This is a genomic window from Spartinivicinus ruber, from assembly GCF_011009015.1.
Lineage (GTDB): Bacteria > Pseudomonadota > Gammaproteobacteria > Pseudomonadales > Zooshikellaceae > Spartinivicinus > Spartinivicinus ruber.
Genome location: NZ_CP048878.1, coordinates 5,752,468 through 5,771,196 on the forward strand (window position 1 = coordinate 5,752,468; position 18,729 = coordinate 5,771,196).

Sequence of the window (18,729 nt, forward strand, 5' to 3'; positions counted from 1 at the left end):
TGCAGAAGTTAGAACAACGCATGGAGCAGTTGCCGAAGGCCGCAGTGTATAGGGAATACATGAGGACCTGAGTACGGAGCAAACGCCGCTATTGCGGAAAAAGTACATTTTTAGAGATGCCCTTATCTCCTATCATCTACACTTGAACCAGTAGTAATATTGAAAAACAACGTCAACAATGAAACTCTCTCTCACCACAAAGCTAGTCATTGGGTTTGGTACAATCATTGCCTTGATCGCTGCTACTGCCTTCTTAACTCTGCAGCGCACGACCCAAATTAACCAGGCAAAAAGCTACCTGATTGAACACCAGTTTGTGGTTGTTAATTCCAGTAAAGAGTTACTGAATGGCTTATATACTTCAATCGCAGCTTTACGGGGCTATTTAATTCTAGGCAACCAACCAGCACAGGCAGAAAAATTCAAAAAACAACGCATATCAGCATGGGAAACTATTCAGCAATCTCAACAACAACTCACCCAACTAGCTAATCGACCAAGTCAAAAAGACCATCAACTGAGTGATAGCTTAAATCAGCTCAGTCCGATCATGACAGAGTTACGACAATGGCAAGATAAAATAGAAGCACTAAGCCATACAGAAGCAAACATACCTGCGATTACAATGCTATTAAACGATGCAGGTCCTTACGCAGATACCGCTTTAGATCAACTTAATATTTTAATGAACGAAGAAGACCAACAAATAGCCACCCCTAAACGCAAGCATCTCCTTAAATTATTTGCTGATAGCCACAGTTCATTAAGTAATAGTATTTCGAATTTAAAGGACTTTTTAATCACAGGTGATAATCGTTTCGCTGCAAAATTCCAAGCCAACTGGCAAATAAACCAGACAAAACTAAAGCCAGTTGAAGACATGACTTACTTGTTTACAGAAACAGAAGTTCGCATTTGGAAGCTTTATCTTAAAATGCGTCAGCTGTTTGCTCCACTACCCGAAGAAATGATCAAGTTACGTAAAGGCAACGACTGGAATAAAGCTTATCACTTAATGGCAACAGAAGCTGTGCCTAGAGTTGAGCAAATTACTGAAATTATCAAACAACAAAATCAATTAACTCAACAAGATACCATGGTACTAGGTGAAGCCATAGAAAAAATCAGCCTGACTGTCATTAGTGCCAGCATAGCAACACTGTTAGTCAGCATTATTATTGGAGTGATACTGAGTAAACAGCTAGTCAGTGCCTTAGTACCACTTAATCGTAAGGCAAATGAAATTGCCAATGGTGATCTTTCTGGAAAAAATTTACCCGTCAAAGTCAAAGATGAAATAGGCAACCTGACTGAATCAATTAACCATATGGCAAATCATCTACGTCAATCGGTTGAACAAATGAATAATACAACCCAAGACGTAAACCAGGGAACAGCTCAATTAACTGAAGCCAATAAACAAATAGCAGATTCGATGCAACATCAAAATGAAAAAATAACTACCATAGCCAGTGCAGTAGACCAATTATCAGCAGCAGCCAATCAAGTGGCACAAAATACAGCAGATGCATCACACCATGCTCAAGATTCTGCCAATATTGCCAATGTAGGTGGAGATAAACTCAAAGCAACCATCACAACTATCCAAGATATTCAACAAGCCGTGATGAGCAGCAACCAGGCAGTCGAAAATTTAAATGCGAAAAGCGAAGAAATTGGCCGTATTACCGAAGTAATTCGTGACATTGCAGAGCAAACCAATTTATTAGCGCTAAATGCTGCTATTGAAGCAGCTCGTGCAGGCGAGCAAGGTCGAGGGTTTGCAGTGGTAGCCGATGAAGTACGACAATTAGCTCAGCGCACCAGCACCTCAACCGAAGAAATTACTCGCTCAATTCAAGCTATTCAACAAGAAACCAGCGAAGCAGTAAAGCTTATGGCTAATGGCATTCAACTGGTAGAACAAGGTACTGACAATGCTCAGGCCGCAGGGCAGTCAATTGAAGAAGCTGTCAACCATGTTAATGATGTAGCTAGCATGATCACCTCAATTGCCGCCTCAACTGAACAGCAGTCCAATGTCACCCATGAAATAGCAACAACCATTGAGGAAATTTCACAATTAATTCAACTCGCCACTAATCAAACTCAACAAAATGCAGATGCCACTACACACTTATTAAGTAAAGCCAGTCAATTGGATGAACAAGTTAAACGGTTTAGGGTGTAGTAAAGGCAGTTGAGAATGTTAAGAATAAAAAAACACCCTACAAACTACTCTATATAACCAGAATCTTTCATTTGTTGCTTTGCTATATTTTGGCTTGCTTGTAAGAATTGCTCTATGTTAATAAGCCCCATTAACATATCAACTAATTTTAAACTCACTTGATGACCAATTGCAGGGAATTCAGGTATTCCAACATATTGAATACCTTTATAGGGTGAAGGGTTTAGAGTAGCATCATAAGGGTCTGCTGATTGTATAGCATTAAATACAAATTTCGCAAAAGGAGCTGCTTGTAAATAATGCTTATTCTGATAGGTAGACTTTCTGGTACCAGGTGGAACTGCTACCCATCCTTCTTGCTGTGCAACCAGCTTGATATAGTCTTTTGAAGTCGCCCAGGTAATAAATTTAAATGCAGCCTGCTTTTTCTTGGAAGAAGCCGGTATAGCAAGTGCCCACGACCAAAGCCAGTCGGCTCCTTTGGCTGTTTTTGCAATGGGGGCATTAGCAAATCCCAGTTTATCATACACCTTTGAGTATTTTGGGTTGTATAAATAGCCAGCAGCAACAGTTGCATCAATCCAGATCCCACATTGGCCATTTGCAAATAAAGCTAAATTCTCTGTAAATCCTTTATTAGTCACTTGTGGCGGACCATAATTTAAAATTAAGTCTTTATACATCGCCACTGCATTCTGCCACTCCTTTGTGTTGATGGTAGGCTGCCAGCTTTTATCAAACCATTGCCCACCATAGGTATTAACCATCGTACCTAATAACCCCATATTTACCCCCCAGCCGGACTTACCCCTTAAACAAATGCCGTATGTCTGTTCAGATGGTTTATGAATTAAAGCAGCAATTTCCTTTATTTTCTCATAGGTTGGTTGTTGGGGCATTTTAATACCATATTTTTTCAATATGTCAGCCCGATAATAAGTCATTGAGCTTTCGGCATAAAAAGGAAGTGCATAAAGTGCGTCTTGGTAAGATAGACCTTTTTTTACATTTTCAATTATATCATCTACATCATATTCTTTTGGAAAGCTCTTCAGTGGAGTTAACCATTTTCTCTCTCCCCAAATTGGGGCTTCATAAGTACCAATAGTCATTATATCAAATTGGCCATCAGCTATTGCCAAATCCCCCATTAAACGCTTACGCAAAATATCCTCATCAAGGATTCTCCATTCCAGCTTCACATCAGGATTCATAGCTTCAAAGTGTTTTGACAAACCTTTCATGATAATCATGTCATTATTATTGACTGTACCAATAGTTAACTTTAATTTGGATGTATTATTGACTTTTTCTGACCTCAAGCCATGTTTCAGCATAATGTTTTTTAAAACACCATTTTCATTAACTATTTTTAAGCCTTCATCAAATAATTCTTTATTTTTTTGGAATTCTGAGGATATTTTAGAAAAAGCAATATAAAAATGACTGTTAAGTAAAGGTGGAGGCATAAATTCAAGCTTTCCAATCAAATGAGGTCGCTTATTAACCAGCAAATCTGCCGCTGTGTATTTATCAATTACAGCAAAATTAATTCTATTGGCAACGAGTTTATCAATATTTTGAATGTCACTGCTCACAACATCCATTTGTATATTTTGTGCTCCACTATAGTTTTGTAAAATATCCTCCGTTCCTCTTACCACACCAAATTTATACTTACTTTGAAAAATTCTTTTATGCCAAGACCTATCAATCAATTCAGGTGACTTACCAACCTGTAAAGTTTTTTTCCTTATTAACCCAATACTACTCCCAGGAAAAGGGCTTGAAAGCACAAAGCTTTCACTAACTGCATGTTGCTGATAGAAAGGTAAAAAGCCATCTACTTTGCCTTGCTTAGCTAACGCTTTTGCCCTGGCAAGCGGATAAAAGTTTATTTTGGTTTCATACCCAGCAAGGCTATATACTGCTTGTACTAACTCTGCAACATAGCCATTACTTGATAAACTTTGGCCAATATATGGCTCTTGTTCAAATGCAGCAAAGACTACAGTTTTTTTTGCAAAAACAGGCTGAGAAATCAAAATTGCGAGATATAAATATATTGTCTTTCTAAGTTTAATCAAAACAATAATACAAAATATAATTAGTGGTAAACATGTTGCTAGTTAATCGCTTTTTTCCAAAAATCACTAGATAAAGTTTCAAACCCATCATTACCCAAAACACTTATTTCTACTTTATCTGAGCCCTGATAACCATTTTTTGTAAAGTCAATAGCAACACCACCCATGTTAAACTTTGACCGTCTTGCTTGCTTCAAAAACTTTCCACGTGTTATTGGTGGAGCAATATCCTCCATAATTTTTAACAACATTTTCCCAACGATAAAGCCTTCCAAAGAGACATAACCAAACCGTCTACCAATTTCATTTTTAGCCTCTTCTACAATGGGCAGGTTTGAGTCAGTTAGTGGAACCACTTGTGTCATTAGAACATTTTTTGATGACTTATAATGAGAAAGAAACCGTTTCAGATTATCAGCCCCTGTAAAAGAAACTGCACTAATAATCCAGTGTTCACGCTGCTTGTAGTTAGCATGCCAAATGAACTTAGCTATATTTTCGTATGCGCCAACAGTAACAACCAGTTTGCATTTTGTAGCACTATTTTTTTCCCATTTTTTTAGTGACGCGTAACCACTAACCACTTCTTTAGTGTTCCTGGTATACGTTCCCACAGGACCAATATTATTTCGTTTTGGCTCACTCCCTTTTGTCCTGATAATTTGATCGAGCAACTTTATAATACTTTCAGTATTACTCTGATTAGCTAGCACATTTTTAACTCCCGTTAGTCCTGCCATGCCATATGCATCATTTTGTACATAAGCACATATTTCATTTGGCTTGATACCATTTTGAATAGCCGCGTTAATAACTGCTCCTGTTTCTTGCACATAACTGGCTCTAAAATTAACTGTAGGGGCTACCCCTGGCCGTAATAATCCTGCCCCTGTAAAAAAACCAACTGCAGGGATATTATGCGCTGCTAATAATGGCAACGTTACTTTAGCTGTTGGCGTACCAACATTACCTATCATTAAAAAAACTGGTTTATTTATTAGCTCTTGAGTAGCCTTAACAGCCAGGTCTGGTTCATAATTATCATTTTTATATAGTATTTCTATTTTTAGTCCACCAACTGTTTTGCCTTTTAGTGCTGCATTCAGGCCTGCCTTCATCCCTAATCCCAAATCTCTTGCATTACCTTTTAACGCCAGTACCGAACCAAAATAAATTGTATTGCCTTGAATTCCCTCTTCAGCATCACAGATAACCGGTAGCTTAAACAGCAAAATGAACAATGTAAGTACCCGCCCTAATTTTTTCATCAAGCACTGCTCCCAACAACTGCCAGCTATGTTTAACTATAAATCTAAGCTAAATATTGCTGTTATGCCTGTTCAAAAGGTAATATGTTAGCCGTTGGTTAATTAGATCTAGCAATAATATTCCTGAAATGCACAGACAGAGGTTAGCATGAGCCACCCTTATGACAACTTAACCCCCGACACTATCATCACGGCTGTCGAGTCATTAGGCTATCTCAGTGATAACCGTATTTTCCCATTGAATAGTTATGAAAACCGGGTTTATCAAGTTGGCATTGAAGAAGCTACTCCCCTGATTGCTAAGTTCTATCGGCCCGATCGCTGGAGTCGTGAACAAATTTTAGAGGAACATACATTTATTACTGAACTGGCAGAAGTTGAACTACCCGCTGTGCAACCTATCACCATTAATGGCTCCACTTTGCATGAATTTGCAGGTTTCCAATTTGCCTTATTTCCCCGTTATGGGGGACATGCACCTGAATGTGATGATCCTGAAACTTTACTTCAACTGGGTAGGCTGCTAGGACGAATTCATCAGGTTGGCGCTGTCAAACCTTTTCATTTTCGCCCTGGCATTTCCATTGAGCAATATGGCATTAACAGTTATCAGTTTTTATTAGAACACAACTTTATCCCTGCTGACTTGACTAAGGCATATCAAACACTAGCTGAAGACTGTATTAAACAAGTACAAGCTATTTGGCAAACTGGTCTCGAACCAACCACTCTTCGTATCCATGGTGATTGTCATTTAGGCAATATTTTAACCCGTGGAGATCAATTTCACTTTGTTGATTTTGACGATAGCCGCATGGCACCTGCTATTCAAGACTTATGGATGTTTCTGTCTGGAGATCGCCAGCATCAAACAGCTCAGCTTTCAGAGCTAGTAGATGGCTACAATGAATTTTATACATTCAATACCAGTGAACTACGACTAATAGAGGTATTTCGTACCTTACGGCTGATGCATTACAGTGCCTGGCTGGCTAAACGCTGGGATGACCCTGCCTTTCCACATAGTTTTACTTGGTTTAACACCCCACGTTATTGGGCTGATCATATTTTAGAGCTAAGGGAACAATTGGCTTCCTTGCAAGAAGCACCACTTAGCTTATATTAGCTACCATATCCCTTCTTCTGTAAGCCCTCTGGACGAGGGCTGTTGACTCACTGTAAGCAATACATTCCACCTCGCCAGCTCAGCCTTACGCATACACCACTAGCGACTTTTACCTATAGAACTGTTTGGCAAAATATCATCAAAAGATTAAGCGAGGCTAGAGAACTAGCTTACAATGGGTCGCTTTATAAGAAGGTCATACAGCTGTTGTAGTAGTACTAGCCAAGTAATGCGGGCTAGTATAAAGACAACAACAACTTATTAGTTCGAATTACATTAGCTGAATCTTAGTAATGTTAATGGTGAGTAGCTAGGTCATTATGTTATACCAATCTATACAACGTGTAGTTAAGCAATTTCCTGTCAGCTTAGTGTTACTGTTGCTGTTTTTACAACCCCTCTATTTAAGTGCAGCCGGTAATGAGACTAGCTTGCCTACCACTAGCGCCTTAACTGATTCATTAAAACGCTTAGAAAAAAAGAAGCTAGAGGAAAGCGAGGAACAAGCGCTTCGCGATATTATTGAAAAAACTATCGACGATTTAAACAATATTGAGAAGTCAGAAAAAAAATACAAGCAGCTTCGTGCGGAATACAAAGCAATTCCAGCCAAACTCAAGAAAGTAGAAGCTGAAGTTGCAAAAATCAAGATTCCAGAAGGGGACGCTCTATTACAAAAGTTCAATAATATGGACTCTAGAACTCTTGATGAGACCATTAGTGATAAGCAAGGACAACTGGCAGAATTCCAAAGCCAACTCGACCGAATCAAAAGCCTGATAACTATAACCCAAAAGTTACCAGAATCAACTAAAGAAGATACAAGAAAAAATAATGAGCTCCTTGAAGAGCTGAACGCGATCATTCGAGATATTGAAAGTGGTGATGATAGCGACAGTTTCCCTGACGAACGCGCTCAACAAAGTTTAGCCCAGATTGAATTGCTACAACAAAAAAATAAAATACTAAGACTGCAAAACCGTAACAGCAGCAAAAGCCTAAAGTTACTTCAAGCCCAAGAAGCACGGCTTAGTGCTCAAATAAAAGTATTGGATAAAGAAGTCAAAGCAATGGAAGCACTGGTTATTAAAAAGCGTACGGAAGAAGCTAAGAAAGTGCTTGATTCTGCAACTAAAGTAACCGAGTCTATTACTAAGAAACACTCTTCTGTACAAAAAGAAGCAAAGAAAAACCTTGAACATAGCAATGCTTTATCAGAAGTAGCCGAAAAAATTGGTGAATATAGCAAAAAAGTTTCTGAAATTAAGCAAGCACATGAGACTATCAAAAAAATTCAACAAGATATTGATCAGCAAACCGCTTTATTAGGCGGCAGCCATAATCTCGGTAAATTCCTCCGCAAGCAAAAACAAAACTTACCTAAAACAGAGTTTGTTCAAGACTTACCAGAGGTTATCACCAACCTTCGTTTTAATCAATTTCAGTTAGATGAAGAAAAAAAACAGCTGGAAGACGATTACACAAAAAAAATAATCCAAAAATTACCAGAAGACATCCCCAAACAAGAACGAGCACTCATTGAAGATGAAATTAGCAAGCTCATTAATACTAGAAAAGAGTTACTCGACAGTCTAATTAATCAACATGACAAACTTTTAAAAGAAGCAATAGATTTAGCTGGTGACCAAAAGTCATTAGAAAAAAATCGCGATGATCTAGCAGTCAAGTTACAGAAACAACTGTTCTGGATTGCTAGTAATGACCAAATGGATATTGACTGGTTTAAAAATTTTTCAGATAACTTCAGTGACCAAGTAAGCAAGCTAAAAGGAAGCCCATGGGAATCATTAATTATTAATGTACAAATCCGTTGGCCTCTTGCCTTGATGTTTTTAGTGCTAATCCTATTCTGTATCTTCCGTCGTCAGTCACTGGCTAACTACCAGCAATGGCAAACAGAAAAAGTAGGTAAAGTACAGCGAGACAATCTCTCAGTAACCCCTAAAGTACTGGCCGTCAGCCTAATGCACTCAATGCCAGTACCACTTGCCTTATTTGCTTTAGGCTACTTCATCAACGGCAGTGACAATAATACCTTAAGCAAAACCTTAAGTGATGGATTTATTGCTGCAGCCATTGCATCATTATGTGTTATTTGGCTAAAAGAAATCACCAAATCTGGGGGCATTACCACTGAACACTTTAAATGGAAGCCTGAAGTCAGCGAGCATGTTCATCGCAACGCCAGAAGGCTTGCACTAGGATTAATACCCCTTGCTTTTATTACCGCAGCCTCTTCTTATTTAATGGTAGCCTTGGATAGCGATGTTATCGGCCAAATACCTTTTATGGTTGCCTCTTTATTATTAAGCATGGCTCTCATCAGGTTAATTCAGCCACCAGTACATTTATTTAAGTCTGTAATTTTGCATTACCTGTTTGGTTATTTCTTTGCCCTTACGCCACTTGCAATGGTTGTACTGACCTTGATGGGATATTTCTATACTGCACTCACAGTACAAGGTTTATTGCTAGCATCACTATATGTATTGCTTGGTTGGACCATTATTCATGCGCTAATTATTCGTAATTTACATGTTGCAGCCCGTCGCCTGGCTTTCCAGCGGGCACTAGAAAAACGAGCAGCCAGCCGAGATGCCGAGCAAGCCCAGGAAGTATTTGAAGAGCCCACCATCGATATTGAAGCAATCAGCAGTCAATCGACCCGACTAATTAATGCAGCTATGCTCGCTGTCTTAGTCGGTGTATTTTACCTTATTTGGTCTAGCCTACTGCCAGTATTCGAATATTTAAATACTTTCACTCTATGGGAGTACAAATCGACGACAGAAACAGGAACCGAGCTGGTACCGATTAAGCTTAAAGACTTCTTGCTTTCTTTGGTTATTTTTGGCGTTTCGATGATTTTAAGCCGTAACCTTCCCGGCTTATTGGAAATTGCCATCCTATCAAAAATGAAGCTTCGCCAAGGCACAGCCTATGCACTTACCACCATGTTGCGCTACCTGATCTCTGGGTTTGGTATCATCATGGCACTTTCTACTTTAGGCCTGGAATGGAGCAAACTGCAATGGTTGGTCGCTGCATTAGGTGTTGGTTTAGGTTTTGGTTTACAAGAAATTTTCGCTAACTTTATTTCTGGTTTAATTATCTTGTTTGAACGCCCTGTTCGTATCGGTGATACAGTCACGATTGGGGATCAACATGGGGTGGTTTCCCGAATTCGAATTCGAGCAACAACTATCACCGACTGGGACAACAAAGAGATTATCATCCCTAACAAAGTGTTTGTAACGGATCAGCTAATCAACTGGTCTCTGTCTAACCCTATCACTCGGGTTATTATTAATGTCGGTGTTGCTTATGGGTCAGACCTAAACTTAACCCGTAAGCTACTGTTAAAAGCAGCTCATGAACATCCCAAAGTATTACACGACCCTACACCCGATGTATATTTCCTGGCTTTTGGCGATAGCACTTTAAACCATGAGCTTCGTATTCATGTACAAGAGCTGCGAGACCGCTTACCTGTTATAGATGAACTTAACAGAGCAATAAATGAACTATTTGCTAAGCACAATATCGAAATAGCCTTCCCACAACAGGATATACATATAAAAGAATGGCCACAGCAAGCATTGCCTAAACCAGAAGAGGATGAAAAATAGTTTTAGGCAGTTCGCTTATCCAAACACCACCAAGGAAGGTGGTCACCCTCTCTACTTCAGCAACCTATAACACACATCAAGTGTATTTCCTACTTGAATTCCATATAAAATTCCCTATTCTTATATAAGTATGTCCCATAGATTTTGCATTAATTTAAATGGGAGAAAGTCAGCCTACAATAAAATGAAGCATAAAATTACAGTTTCCCGGCATGACACTCATAATCTGGAAATAAAGTCGCTACTTATACCCAAAACTAAGCATGAGGTGTCAGATGTTGCTTTTTACTTTATCGCACCACGTACTTTAGGTATAACCAACCTTAATAAAGAAGAAGCTTACTCATACATTAGTAGTCGTGTTAGGCTAACTTTATCTTCTAAGTCGCTCAAAAGCCAAATATTAGATGAGCAGTCTTTTATAAATACCGCTACCCGAGATCATAACAATGATCTAAAGGTTATTCGAAAATTAGGTGCCTACTGGTGGGATATTATTAAAAAGAAAACCAAAACACATACTAAAATTATTAGACGACTAGCCCACGAAACCAACCCTGAAGTGAGATTAAATAATATTACTCAATTAACCCAGGATATAATCCAAATTACTGAAGTCAACAAAAGTATATGGCAATCATGCCTATCTTTATCAAATCCCGAGCACCGCTTAAATTTTGCCACCTTTTTAAATTATGTAAATGTTTGTTATATTTACTCAATAAAAACCAATATAACCAATCATACTTTAAATCCCAATATAGAACCAGAGTACGCCTCCATAAACCAGTCATTACAAAAACTTACTAATAACGAGTCATATTACTCAAAAAAAATACGATTAAATACCGAACTACCCAATGAAAGAGAAGCAGAAGAGTATTTGGTTAAAATCAGTAAGTTAAAGAAATACTTTCAATCTGAAATGTTTGTAGACACAAGCAACAACAAGGTTGTAATTAAACGCCTTAAAGAACCTATTGCTGTATTGTCTGCAATTTTTGCTGCGATATGTGGTTTTACTGTTGAAAGAGTCGCTGCCTCAAATTGGGAAACTGTTAGCCGAGGCGGATTATATTTAATGGCATTTGCTATTATTGGTTATGCTATTAGAGACCGACTCAAGGACAGACTAAAGTTAATTATTAATAATATTTTATCAAATTACTTTCCAGATAATAATATTATTTTAGAAACCCAAAGCAATAAAATTGGCAATATTAAAGAATGGTTTCATATTACTGACTCCACTAAACTTCCAAACTCTGTACAACAGCTCAGATATAGTAAACTCGGCAGCAAAATTGATAAGTATCAACCAGAAGATGTTATGCAACTTAGATGTTTATATCGCACAAAACTACAAGATGAGATAAAAAATACAGGCTATGCAATCCAAAATATCATCAGAGTAAACATGAGCAGATATTTTGAAAATCTTGATGAAGCCTATAAAGAAATACCAGCTTTTACTAAAGATAATGATGTTATCTCCTTACAAACAAGACGGCTATATAATGCTTACTTAATTGCTGAAATAAAGCAGAAAAAAAAGATTATTAAAAATATAGCCTACAAAATATCTATTAATAAAGAAGGTGTGACGCATGTAGAAAAATTACGGCTTAACAAGAAGACATACTCAACCTAAATATCAGCAAAGCTTGCATATCTATACTTCCTATCTATTATCTAACTTAGAGACACAGAGCTCTAAATATTTTTTATTTTACAATCCCATAAAAGAAAGATTTCAAAAAAATCAAGTTAAAACTATATCATGGGTAAATTCATTACTGCTGTATTAAGTTTTTTTTATGCACTTAATACAGTAGGTAATCAAGTTAAAGTTGGTTATGTTGTTCATGGCCCTCCCTTTCATGAGCTGACTAATGAAAAGCTGTCTGGCGGTTTAGTTTATGACGTTGCTCAAGCTATTGTATTAGCTGCGAATAAGCAGCCACACTTCATGAAGTTGCCTACTAATAGAGTCGATGACTTCCTCATCGCTGTAAAAATACACATGATCTGCTTTCACAATCCAATGTGGGTAAACAAACCAGAGCGGTTCCATTGGGGACCTGAGATGTTTCACCGAAAAGAATACTTCATTATTCCTCAAGAGGTCTCAGACATAACTGACTATAGCCAGCTAAAAGGAAAAAGTATTGCAACACATCTTGGTTACGTATATAGCAACAAAGTTACTGATCTATTTGAGCAAGGTATTAGTAAACGAGTAAATAAACAAAAAACGACAGCAATGTATAATATTTTACAGTTAAGGCGAGTTCATACTTTAATTGATAATGAGATTTCGTTTAATTATTTAAAAAAACAAGGCGTTGCCACTGGATTACGACTAAGCTCCTTAGTTGACAAGAAATACCCTTTGCACTGTGTATTTTCTAAAGGCGCCCCTGAAATAGTACAGGAGCTTCTGAACGCCTCTCAAGAAATAATTTCAAACAACACTATGTTAACCATTATAAGCAAGTACAAGCCAACTAAAAATAATCAGCTGGGGGCTGTTAACAAACCATAGGACTTATGTAGTTTTTTCTTGTTGGTTTTCCAATATTACCACTCAAAATAGATCATTTATTATGCGCTTCTCGCATTATATTACAAAATAATGCCCCTTGTTCAATAGCATCATCCAGTGCTACATGAGTATGTGGAAGTTTATCGAACCAGCGCTTTGGCATATTTTTTTTTGCTGACTCTCGGTAGTTGGTTTTTAGTACGGCCATTGCATAAGTTTTTATATCAAGCCCTGAATGGGAAAATGGACTTTCTCCAGCAAAGTAGATTAAATACCAATAAATAAACATAAAGTCATAGGTAGCAGGATAACCAACAAATACAGGTTTACCTGGTAATGATTTTAGCCATGTCACATAGTCCTTCATTGCCACTTCTGGGGGCTGACAATTTTCTCGGCAAGCTTGCCAGGCCTCTTGGTTTTTATCCCACCAAGCTTGGGTTTCTGGATGAGCATTAGCCCCAGGCAATGTTTCTAAATTGGCTGAAAAAGTTTTGATCAGTTTCTTTTCTGCCGTATAGGCTGCTGATGCAAAACTTAGCATAGAGTGAGGACCAGGAATTGGACCATCTGCCTCAATGTCAGTACTTACATATATTTCAGGTTTAGTCATGATTAGCCTTTTTCATGAATCTATTTACTAATTAGTCTGCTTGCCTAGTGGTTTCTTTTAGTACAACAACAGCAGCAAAAAGCTTATCACTATACTGGTCATAAACAACATCAATCCCAACAACATAATGAATTTTACTAAACTTATCTTCTTTTATTACCTTACCTGCTAACTGATATTGCTCCTATAAAGCGGCAGATTCAGTTAAATTCCAAGGGTGAGGTTTTATTACTGGCTTCATTAAGTTATCAGTGATTAGACTATATCAAAGCGAAGAGTATATACACTAACTATACTGTCTAGAATACCAAGCTTAAGCACCACATAGGGAGAACAAATACTATGTCTATCTCCGCAATCGTCATCCTCGCTATCTTAATTGGCGCAGTTTTATATGTAATCAGCATCTACAATAATTTGGTGAAAAAACGAAATACTTTCAAAAATGCCTTTGCCCAAATCGAAGTGCAACTAAAAAGACGACATGACCTGATCCCAAACTTAGTCGAGACAGCCAAAGGCTACTTGAAACACGAACAAGAAACCTTAGAGAAAGTTATTAATGCCAGAAATGCAGCAGCGAATTTATTGCAGGATCTGGCACAGCATCTAACACCAGATGATGTCAGAAAATTTAGCCAAGCTGAGCAGTCCTTAACAGGTGCACTTGGGCAGCTTAACGTTGTGATGGAAAACTACCCTGACCTGAAAGCAAGCCAAAACATGATGCAGCTCTCAGAGGAGTTAACCAGTACAGAAAATAAAGTAGCTAGAGCAAGACAGTTTTATAATGATGCAGTCACGGACTATAACAATTTTCGACAATCATTCCCCCCTAACGTACTTGCCAATATGTTTGGTCATACCCAAGATATTGGGCTGCTTGAGTTTGAAGATTCAGCCCAAATTCAACAAGTACCCAAGGTATCTTTTTAGTTTTTCACTTAAAAGGTAAATAAGCCTATTAAATAGTTTTATGAATTTCTTTGAATGGCAAAGTACAGCCAAGAGAAAAACAAAAATCCTGGTACTATTACTTATAGTAAGTGTTATTGGTATTAGTCTGATACTTTACTTTCCTCTGTTATTTTTTTTCTACTATTTTCAAAGTGGTGCTATTCCTTCCACAGAAAAAGCTTATCTACAAATTGACTGGATGAATTTACCTTTCTTTTTTGCTTGTTTAGCAGGTGTTGCATTTGCTGTATTATGTGGCAGCCTATTCAAAACGTATAAATTATCCTCTGGAGGCTATACCGTTGCATCAACATTGGGTGGCAGAAAGGTTAATGTTAATACCACCAACTTCTATGAAAAGCGTCTATTAAATGTTGTCGAAGAGATGGCTATTGCATCAGGCACAACTGTTCCTGATGTCTATATTTTAAATTCTGAACTAGCTATTAATGCCTTTGCTGCTGGCTTTCAGCTAGAAGATGCCGTTATAGGTGTTACTCGTGGTTGCAGTGAAAGATTAACCCGTGATGAATTGGAAGGCGTTATTGCTCATGAATTCAGTCATATTATTCATGGCGACATGCGAATTAATATCAGGTTAATTGGCATTGTATTCGGTATCACCATGATTGCCCATTTAGGTGAAATTATCTTACGAGGCGGCCATAGTGGACGAAGCAGAGAAAGTAGAACTTTTCTACTTGGGCTCGCTTTTGTAATTGCAGGCTCTATTGGTACCTTTTTTGCGAGCTGGATACGATCAACGATCAGCCGAACTCGCGAATATTTAGCAGATGCCTCTGCACTGCAATACACCCGCAATCCAGATGGCATCAGTAATGCGCTAAAACGAATAGGCGGAGCCTCCGTAGGCACTAACCTGGAATCGGCTAATGCCAGTGAAGTAAGTCATATGATGTTTGGCAGCAGTTCATCTGGTTTTTTTGCCAGTTTGTTTGCTTCTCATCCACCATTAGAAAAACGTATTAAAAAGCTGCAACCTGGTTGGGATGGTAGGTTTTTACCTCCATTAAATATAGCTGAAATCGAAGAGAAACCTGAACAAACAGCTGCTCCCCAAGAGCAAATAAATATTAGCGCAGCAACAATGGGTTTTAGTTCTTCTGTCGCTGCAGTGACTCATCATCAATTAGCACAAGTAGTTAACCATATAGGCCAGCCAGAGCCGGAGCATATTCAGTATGCTCAACAGTTACTAAAAGCCTTGCCTGTTACTATTACTCAAGGGCTTCATTCACCTTCTGATGCACCGTTGTATATTATGGCCCTGGTTTTTGCTAAGGAAGAAAGCCTGCAGTTACAACAATTACAGTTACTTTCTCAATATTATCCAAATACCAATACAGCAGTAAAAGTAGAACAATTTGCCAACCAAATAAAAATAGCAGCCATTCCAGATCCATTAGCATTAGTTGAATTAGCTATTCCAGCCTTAAAACAAGGTAATTTAGAACAACGTACTAAATTAGAAAAAAGCCTACTTGCTATTATTCAAGTAGATAAGAAAATTACTTTATTTGAATGGGCGGTTGCTGCAATTATAAAACATTATTTTAATAAGTGGGCAGAAACTCATCGTGCAGGTAAGTTATTTAAAGAAATAAAACAGTTTAATAGTTTGACCTATGAAATTCCTCAAATAATTGGAATTATTTGCCGTGTCTCTGGTATGAATGCCGAACAACAACAGCACTGTTTCGCAACCACCATGCTGAAACTAGGTATAGACCAAGATCAGTTACCCTCTCAACTTTCCTTCCAAAGACTCTACAAAGCACTAGAATGCTGCTCAAGACTAACACCAGGACTTAAGCAACAATTCATTAATATTTGCTGCTATTGCATTGAGTTCAATCAGAAGGTCACTCTAAAAGAGGTACAAATTTTAAGGGCAATTGCCATTTTAATAGGTTGCCCTATCCCTCCTATCGTCAGTACATCATTAGAAAACCACTAAAAACTCATTTTTTAGTAATACTCATTGAGAGTGTCTATCAACCCTTGGTTATATTGTAAGTTCATCCTTCCACACAACTATACTCTTCACAAATGATTTCTAGGCTTTGTTGCCATCACTAAGCATCATGGATGGTGTGAATGCAGTTTATGCAGGAGCAACAACGAGTATCACTATAGTCAGAACCCTTTGCTATGAGTATACCGCTTTATTTTTACCCCTAAAAACGAATTGTGATGGGTATATATTATTTCGCTTCAAACGACTCCCTACCATGCTAGCTAGGAATATTAAATAATTCTCTGCCAATATAATGTTTATCTATTTTTCTTAGTATGTGACTATAAAAATGTAATCTTTATTTACTAAGATTGCCAGGCATTTTAAATAGACCTAAATAAAATAAAAATAGTAAGGGATTATTAATGATTAACAAACCGCTACCTCTGGCAGCTTTGACATTAGCGATGTGCTCTACCTGGTCATTTGCAGGAGTAAATGAAGAAATAAAAGCTTATATGGATCAATTTCATCAAGATCCTGCAGCCGTCATGGATAAACTCCCACCTAAAATGGGGCATGCCACCACATTATTTTCTGATACAGCTATCAATAACAGAGATTACATTCAATATAAAGATCAAACTCGACAAAAAATTATTAGTGGAGATAATGCTAATTTAGATATCCCAAGAGCACCAATAAATTATAACAATGACAACCCTGCACGATTAGTTGACTTAGGTAATAATGTTATTAGTAACTTATATACTCTTGATAACAAAGCTCCTAAACAACGCGCACTAGATGTACAACCTTGGTCAGATACTTACTGGCCACTTTATTCTGGTGCAGCGGCCTGGCGTTATGCCGATAGTGACTTATGGAATTCATCACCAACTAACTGGAAAGATTACTGGAATTTCAGCCATGTAACTAAGCCCACTTCATCTTATTACGGGCAATCACGGGATAATTTATCCCCTGCTGAAAAATATGACCTGTTAATGGGTGATTCCAATCACACTTTAACAACAAATGCTTGGAATAGTGGTAAAGGCTACTATGAACGTAGTGGAAAAGTAGAGCGCTGGATGGGTTTATGTCATGGCTGGGCTCCTGCAGCTTACATGCTACCTCGACCAATAAAAACTTTAAGTGTTAAAGATGCTAATGGAGAAAACCTTACTTTTTATCCATCTGATATCAAAGCATTAGCTACCTTACTATGGGCTAATGCCAGGTTTGATACCCGTTTTATCGGTAGCCGCTGTAATATAAAAAATCCTCAGCGGGATAGTAATGGCCGAATAACTAATAATGTGTGCTTTGATACTAACCCAGGTACTTGGCATATTTCAGTGGTTAACCAAATAGGCATCTCTGGCCGTAGTTTAATTATGGATGCTACTTATGACTATCAGGTTTGGAACCAACCTCTTCAGTCCTATAAAGTCACTTATTTTAACCCTCAGACCAACGCTACTTATACTTCAGCTAAAGCAGCCACTATTCCATTATCTAGCTATACCAAAGATAAATTTAGGAATTACCGTGGCAATCAATCTAGTCATGTTGTTGGAGTAAGAATGGATGTGTCTTATGTTGTAGAAACCAACCCTTCTCATCGTCGTACCGATAGTCCTCAATATGATGGCATTACCAAAGTCAGTTATTACTATGACTTAGAATTAAATAACAAAGGTAAAATCTTAGGTGGAGAGTGGTATAGTAATCGCCATCCTGACTTCTTATGGACACCAACACCTAATGCTATGGCGCAATCCTGGCAGGATGGTTCTGGTAAATGGAGTTCAGGCCAATCCGTCCCAGCAAACTGGAAAAATAAAGCTAAACAAGCATCTGGTTATGGCCAACCCCTAACATCAGTAGTAAACGAATTATTTGCTCGAGCCTCGGGGGATAGTAATACACCGAGTAACACATGGCGGCAAATAGTGTCTAACGATGGCTATTGTTTAGACGTAGCTGATAGTGGTACAACCGATGGCAACTTGATTCTTGCCTGGGATTGTAATTCAGGAAATAACCAAAAATGGTGGCAAGACCGTTATGGTCGTCTACGCCCTGCCCATGCAACCAATATGTGTGCAACAGCAAAAATAAACGAAGGTGGTAAATTAGTGATCGAACGTTGTAATAATAGTCGAGCCCAACGTTGGCAGTGGAATGGCAACTATCTACGGAATTTAGCCAACTACGATTTATCACTCACTTACAATCCAGATAGTTTGCAAGTGATGATTACACCAGATCACGATATGACTTGGTCTTGGCGATAGTTTTTCAATAT

Annotated in this window: 11 protein-coding genes; 8 read left to right on the top strand and 3 right to left on the bottom strand. The window is 38.0% G+C overall.

The window, feature by feature from the left end; all coding sequences use genetic code 11:
• The first annotated feature begins 178 nt into the window (after positions 1-178).
• Positions 179-2,191, top strand: a complete 2,013-nt coding sequence (locus G4Y78_RS25970) for a methyl-accepting chemotaxis protein (protein ID WP_163835878.1) — start codon at positions 179-181, stop codon at positions 2,189-2,191.
• A gap of 44 nt (positions 2,192-2,235) precedes the next feature.
• Here G4Y78_RS25970 and G4Y78_RS25975 read toward each other — a convergent pair whose 3' ends face one another.
• Both G4Y78_RS25975 and G4Y78_RS25980 read right to left on the bottom strand, forming a co-directional pair.
• Positions 2,236-4,278, bottom strand: coding sequence for an extracellular solute-binding protein (locus G4Y78_RS25975; RefSeq protein WP_222937585.1), 2,043 nt, complete (start codon positions 4,276-4,278; stop codon positions 2,236-2,238).
• A 38-nt stretch (positions 4,279-4,316) separates the two neighbouring features.
• On the bottom strand, positions 4,317-5,546 hold the full coding sequence (locus G4Y78_RS25980) for an ABC transporter substrate-binding protein (protein WP_163835879.1): 1,230 nt from the start codon (positions 5,544-5,546) through the stop codon (positions 4,317-4,319).
• 148 nt (positions 5,547-5,694) lie between these two features.
• Between G4Y78_RS25980 and G4Y78_RS25985 the strand changes: the two genes are divergently transcribed.
• From G4Y78_RS25985 to G4Y78_RS26000, 4 genes are all read left to right on the top strand, one after another.
• Complete coding sequence (locus G4Y78_RS25985; RefSeq protein ID WP_163835880.1) at positions 5,695-6,672, top strand: serine/threonine protein kinase; 978 nt, start codon at positions 5,695-5,697, stop codon at positions 6,670-6,672.
• 320 nt (positions 6,673-6,992) lie between these two features.
• The gene (gene mscK, locus G4Y78_RS25990) at positions 6,993-10,322 is read left to right on the top strand and encodes a mechanosensitive channel MscK (RefSeq protein WP_163835881.1); all 3,330 of its coding nucleotides are present in this window, start codon (positions 6,993-6,995) and stop codon (positions 10,320-10,322) included.
• A gap of 268 nt (positions 10,323-10,590) precedes the next feature.
• Entirely contained in the window at positions 10,591-11,973 is a 1,383-nt protein-coding gene (locus tag G4Y78_RS25995) for a hypothetical protein (protein WP_163835882.1), read from the top strand.
• A 129-nt stretch (positions 11,974-12,102) separates the two neighbouring features.
• Entirely contained in the window at positions 12,103-12,867 is a 765-nt protein-coding gene (locus tag G4Y78_RS26000) for a substrate-binding periplasmic protein (protein ID WP_163835883.1), read from the top strand.
• 52 nt (positions 12,868-12,919) lie between these two features.
• Here G4Y78_RS26000 and G4Y78_RS26005 read toward each other — a convergent pair whose 3' ends face one another.
• Positions 12,920-13,480 (bottom strand): 3'-5' exonuclease family protein, encoded by a 561-nt coding sequence (locus G4Y78_RS26005; protein WP_163835884.1) that lies wholly within the window; start codon positions 13,478-13,480, stop codon positions 12,920-12,922.
• Positions 13,481-13,822: 342 nt separating this feature from the next.
• Here G4Y78_RS26005 and G4Y78_RS26010 point away from each other — a divergent pair, with 342 nt between their 5' ends.
• The 3 genes from G4Y78_RS26010 to G4Y78_RS26020 all read left to right on the top strand — a co-directional run bounded on the left by G4Y78_RS26010 (position 13,823) and on the right by G4Y78_RS26020 (position 18,718).
• Positions 13,823-14,416: a LemA family protein gene (locus G4Y78_RS26010; RefSeq protein ID WP_163835885.1), complete on the top strand. Its 594-nt coding sequence runs from the start codon at positions 13,823-13,825 to the stop codon at positions 14,414-14,416.
• 40 nt (positions 14,417-14,456) lie between these two features.
• Positions 14,457-16,415 (top strand): M48 family metallopeptidase, encoded by a 1,959-nt coding sequence (locus G4Y78_RS26015; protein WP_163835886.1) that lies wholly within the window; start codon positions 14,457-14,459, stop codon positions 16,413-16,415.
• A 425-nt stretch (positions 16,416-16,840) separates the two neighbouring features.
• On the top strand, positions 16,841-18,718 hold the full coding sequence (locus G4Y78_RS26020) for a ricin-type beta-trefoil lectin domain protein (RefSeq protein ID WP_222937586.1): 1,878 nt from the start codon (positions 16,841-16,843) through the stop codon (positions 18,716-18,718).
• The last annotated feature ends 11 nt before the right edge of the window (positions 18,719-18,729 follow it).

Bases quoted from the DNA above. Each gene is read 5' to 3' on its own strand.
- G4Y78_RS26000 (WP_163835883.1), top strand. From the start codon at position 12,103: ATGGGTAAATTCATTACTGCTGTATTAAGTTTTTTTTATGCACTTAAT.
- mscK (WP_163835881.1), top strand. From the start codon at position 6,993: ATGTTATACCAATCTATACAACGTGTAGTTAAGCAATTTCCTGTCAGC.
- G4Y78_RS26015 (WP_163835886.1), top strand. From the start codon at position 14,457: ATGAATTTCTTTGAATGGCAAAGTACAGCCAAGAGAAAAACAAAAATC.
- G4Y78_RS26005 (WP_163835884.1), bottom strand. From the start codon at position 13,480: ATGACTAAACCTGAAATATATGTAAGTACTGACATTGAGGCAGATGGT.
- G4Y78_RS25970 (WP_163835878.1), top strand. From the start codon at position 179: ATGAAACTCTCTCTCACCACAAAGCTAGTCATTGGGTTTGGTACAATC.
- G4Y78_RS25980 (WP_163835879.1), bottom strand. From the start codon at position 5,546: ATGAAAAAATTAGGGCGGGTACTTACATTGTTCATTTTGCTGTTTAAG.
- G4Y78_RS26010 (WP_163835885.1), top strand. From the start codon at position 13,823: ATGTCTATCTCCGCAATCGTCATCCTCGCTATCTTAATTGGCGCAGTT.
- G4Y78_RS25985 (WP_163835880.1), top strand. From the start codon at position 5,695: ATGAGCCACCCTTATGACAACTTAACCCCCGACACTATCATCACGGCT.
- G4Y78_RS26020 (WP_222937586.1), top strand. From the start codon at position 16,841: ATGATTAACAAACCGCTACCTCTGGCAGCTTTGACATTAGCGATGTGC.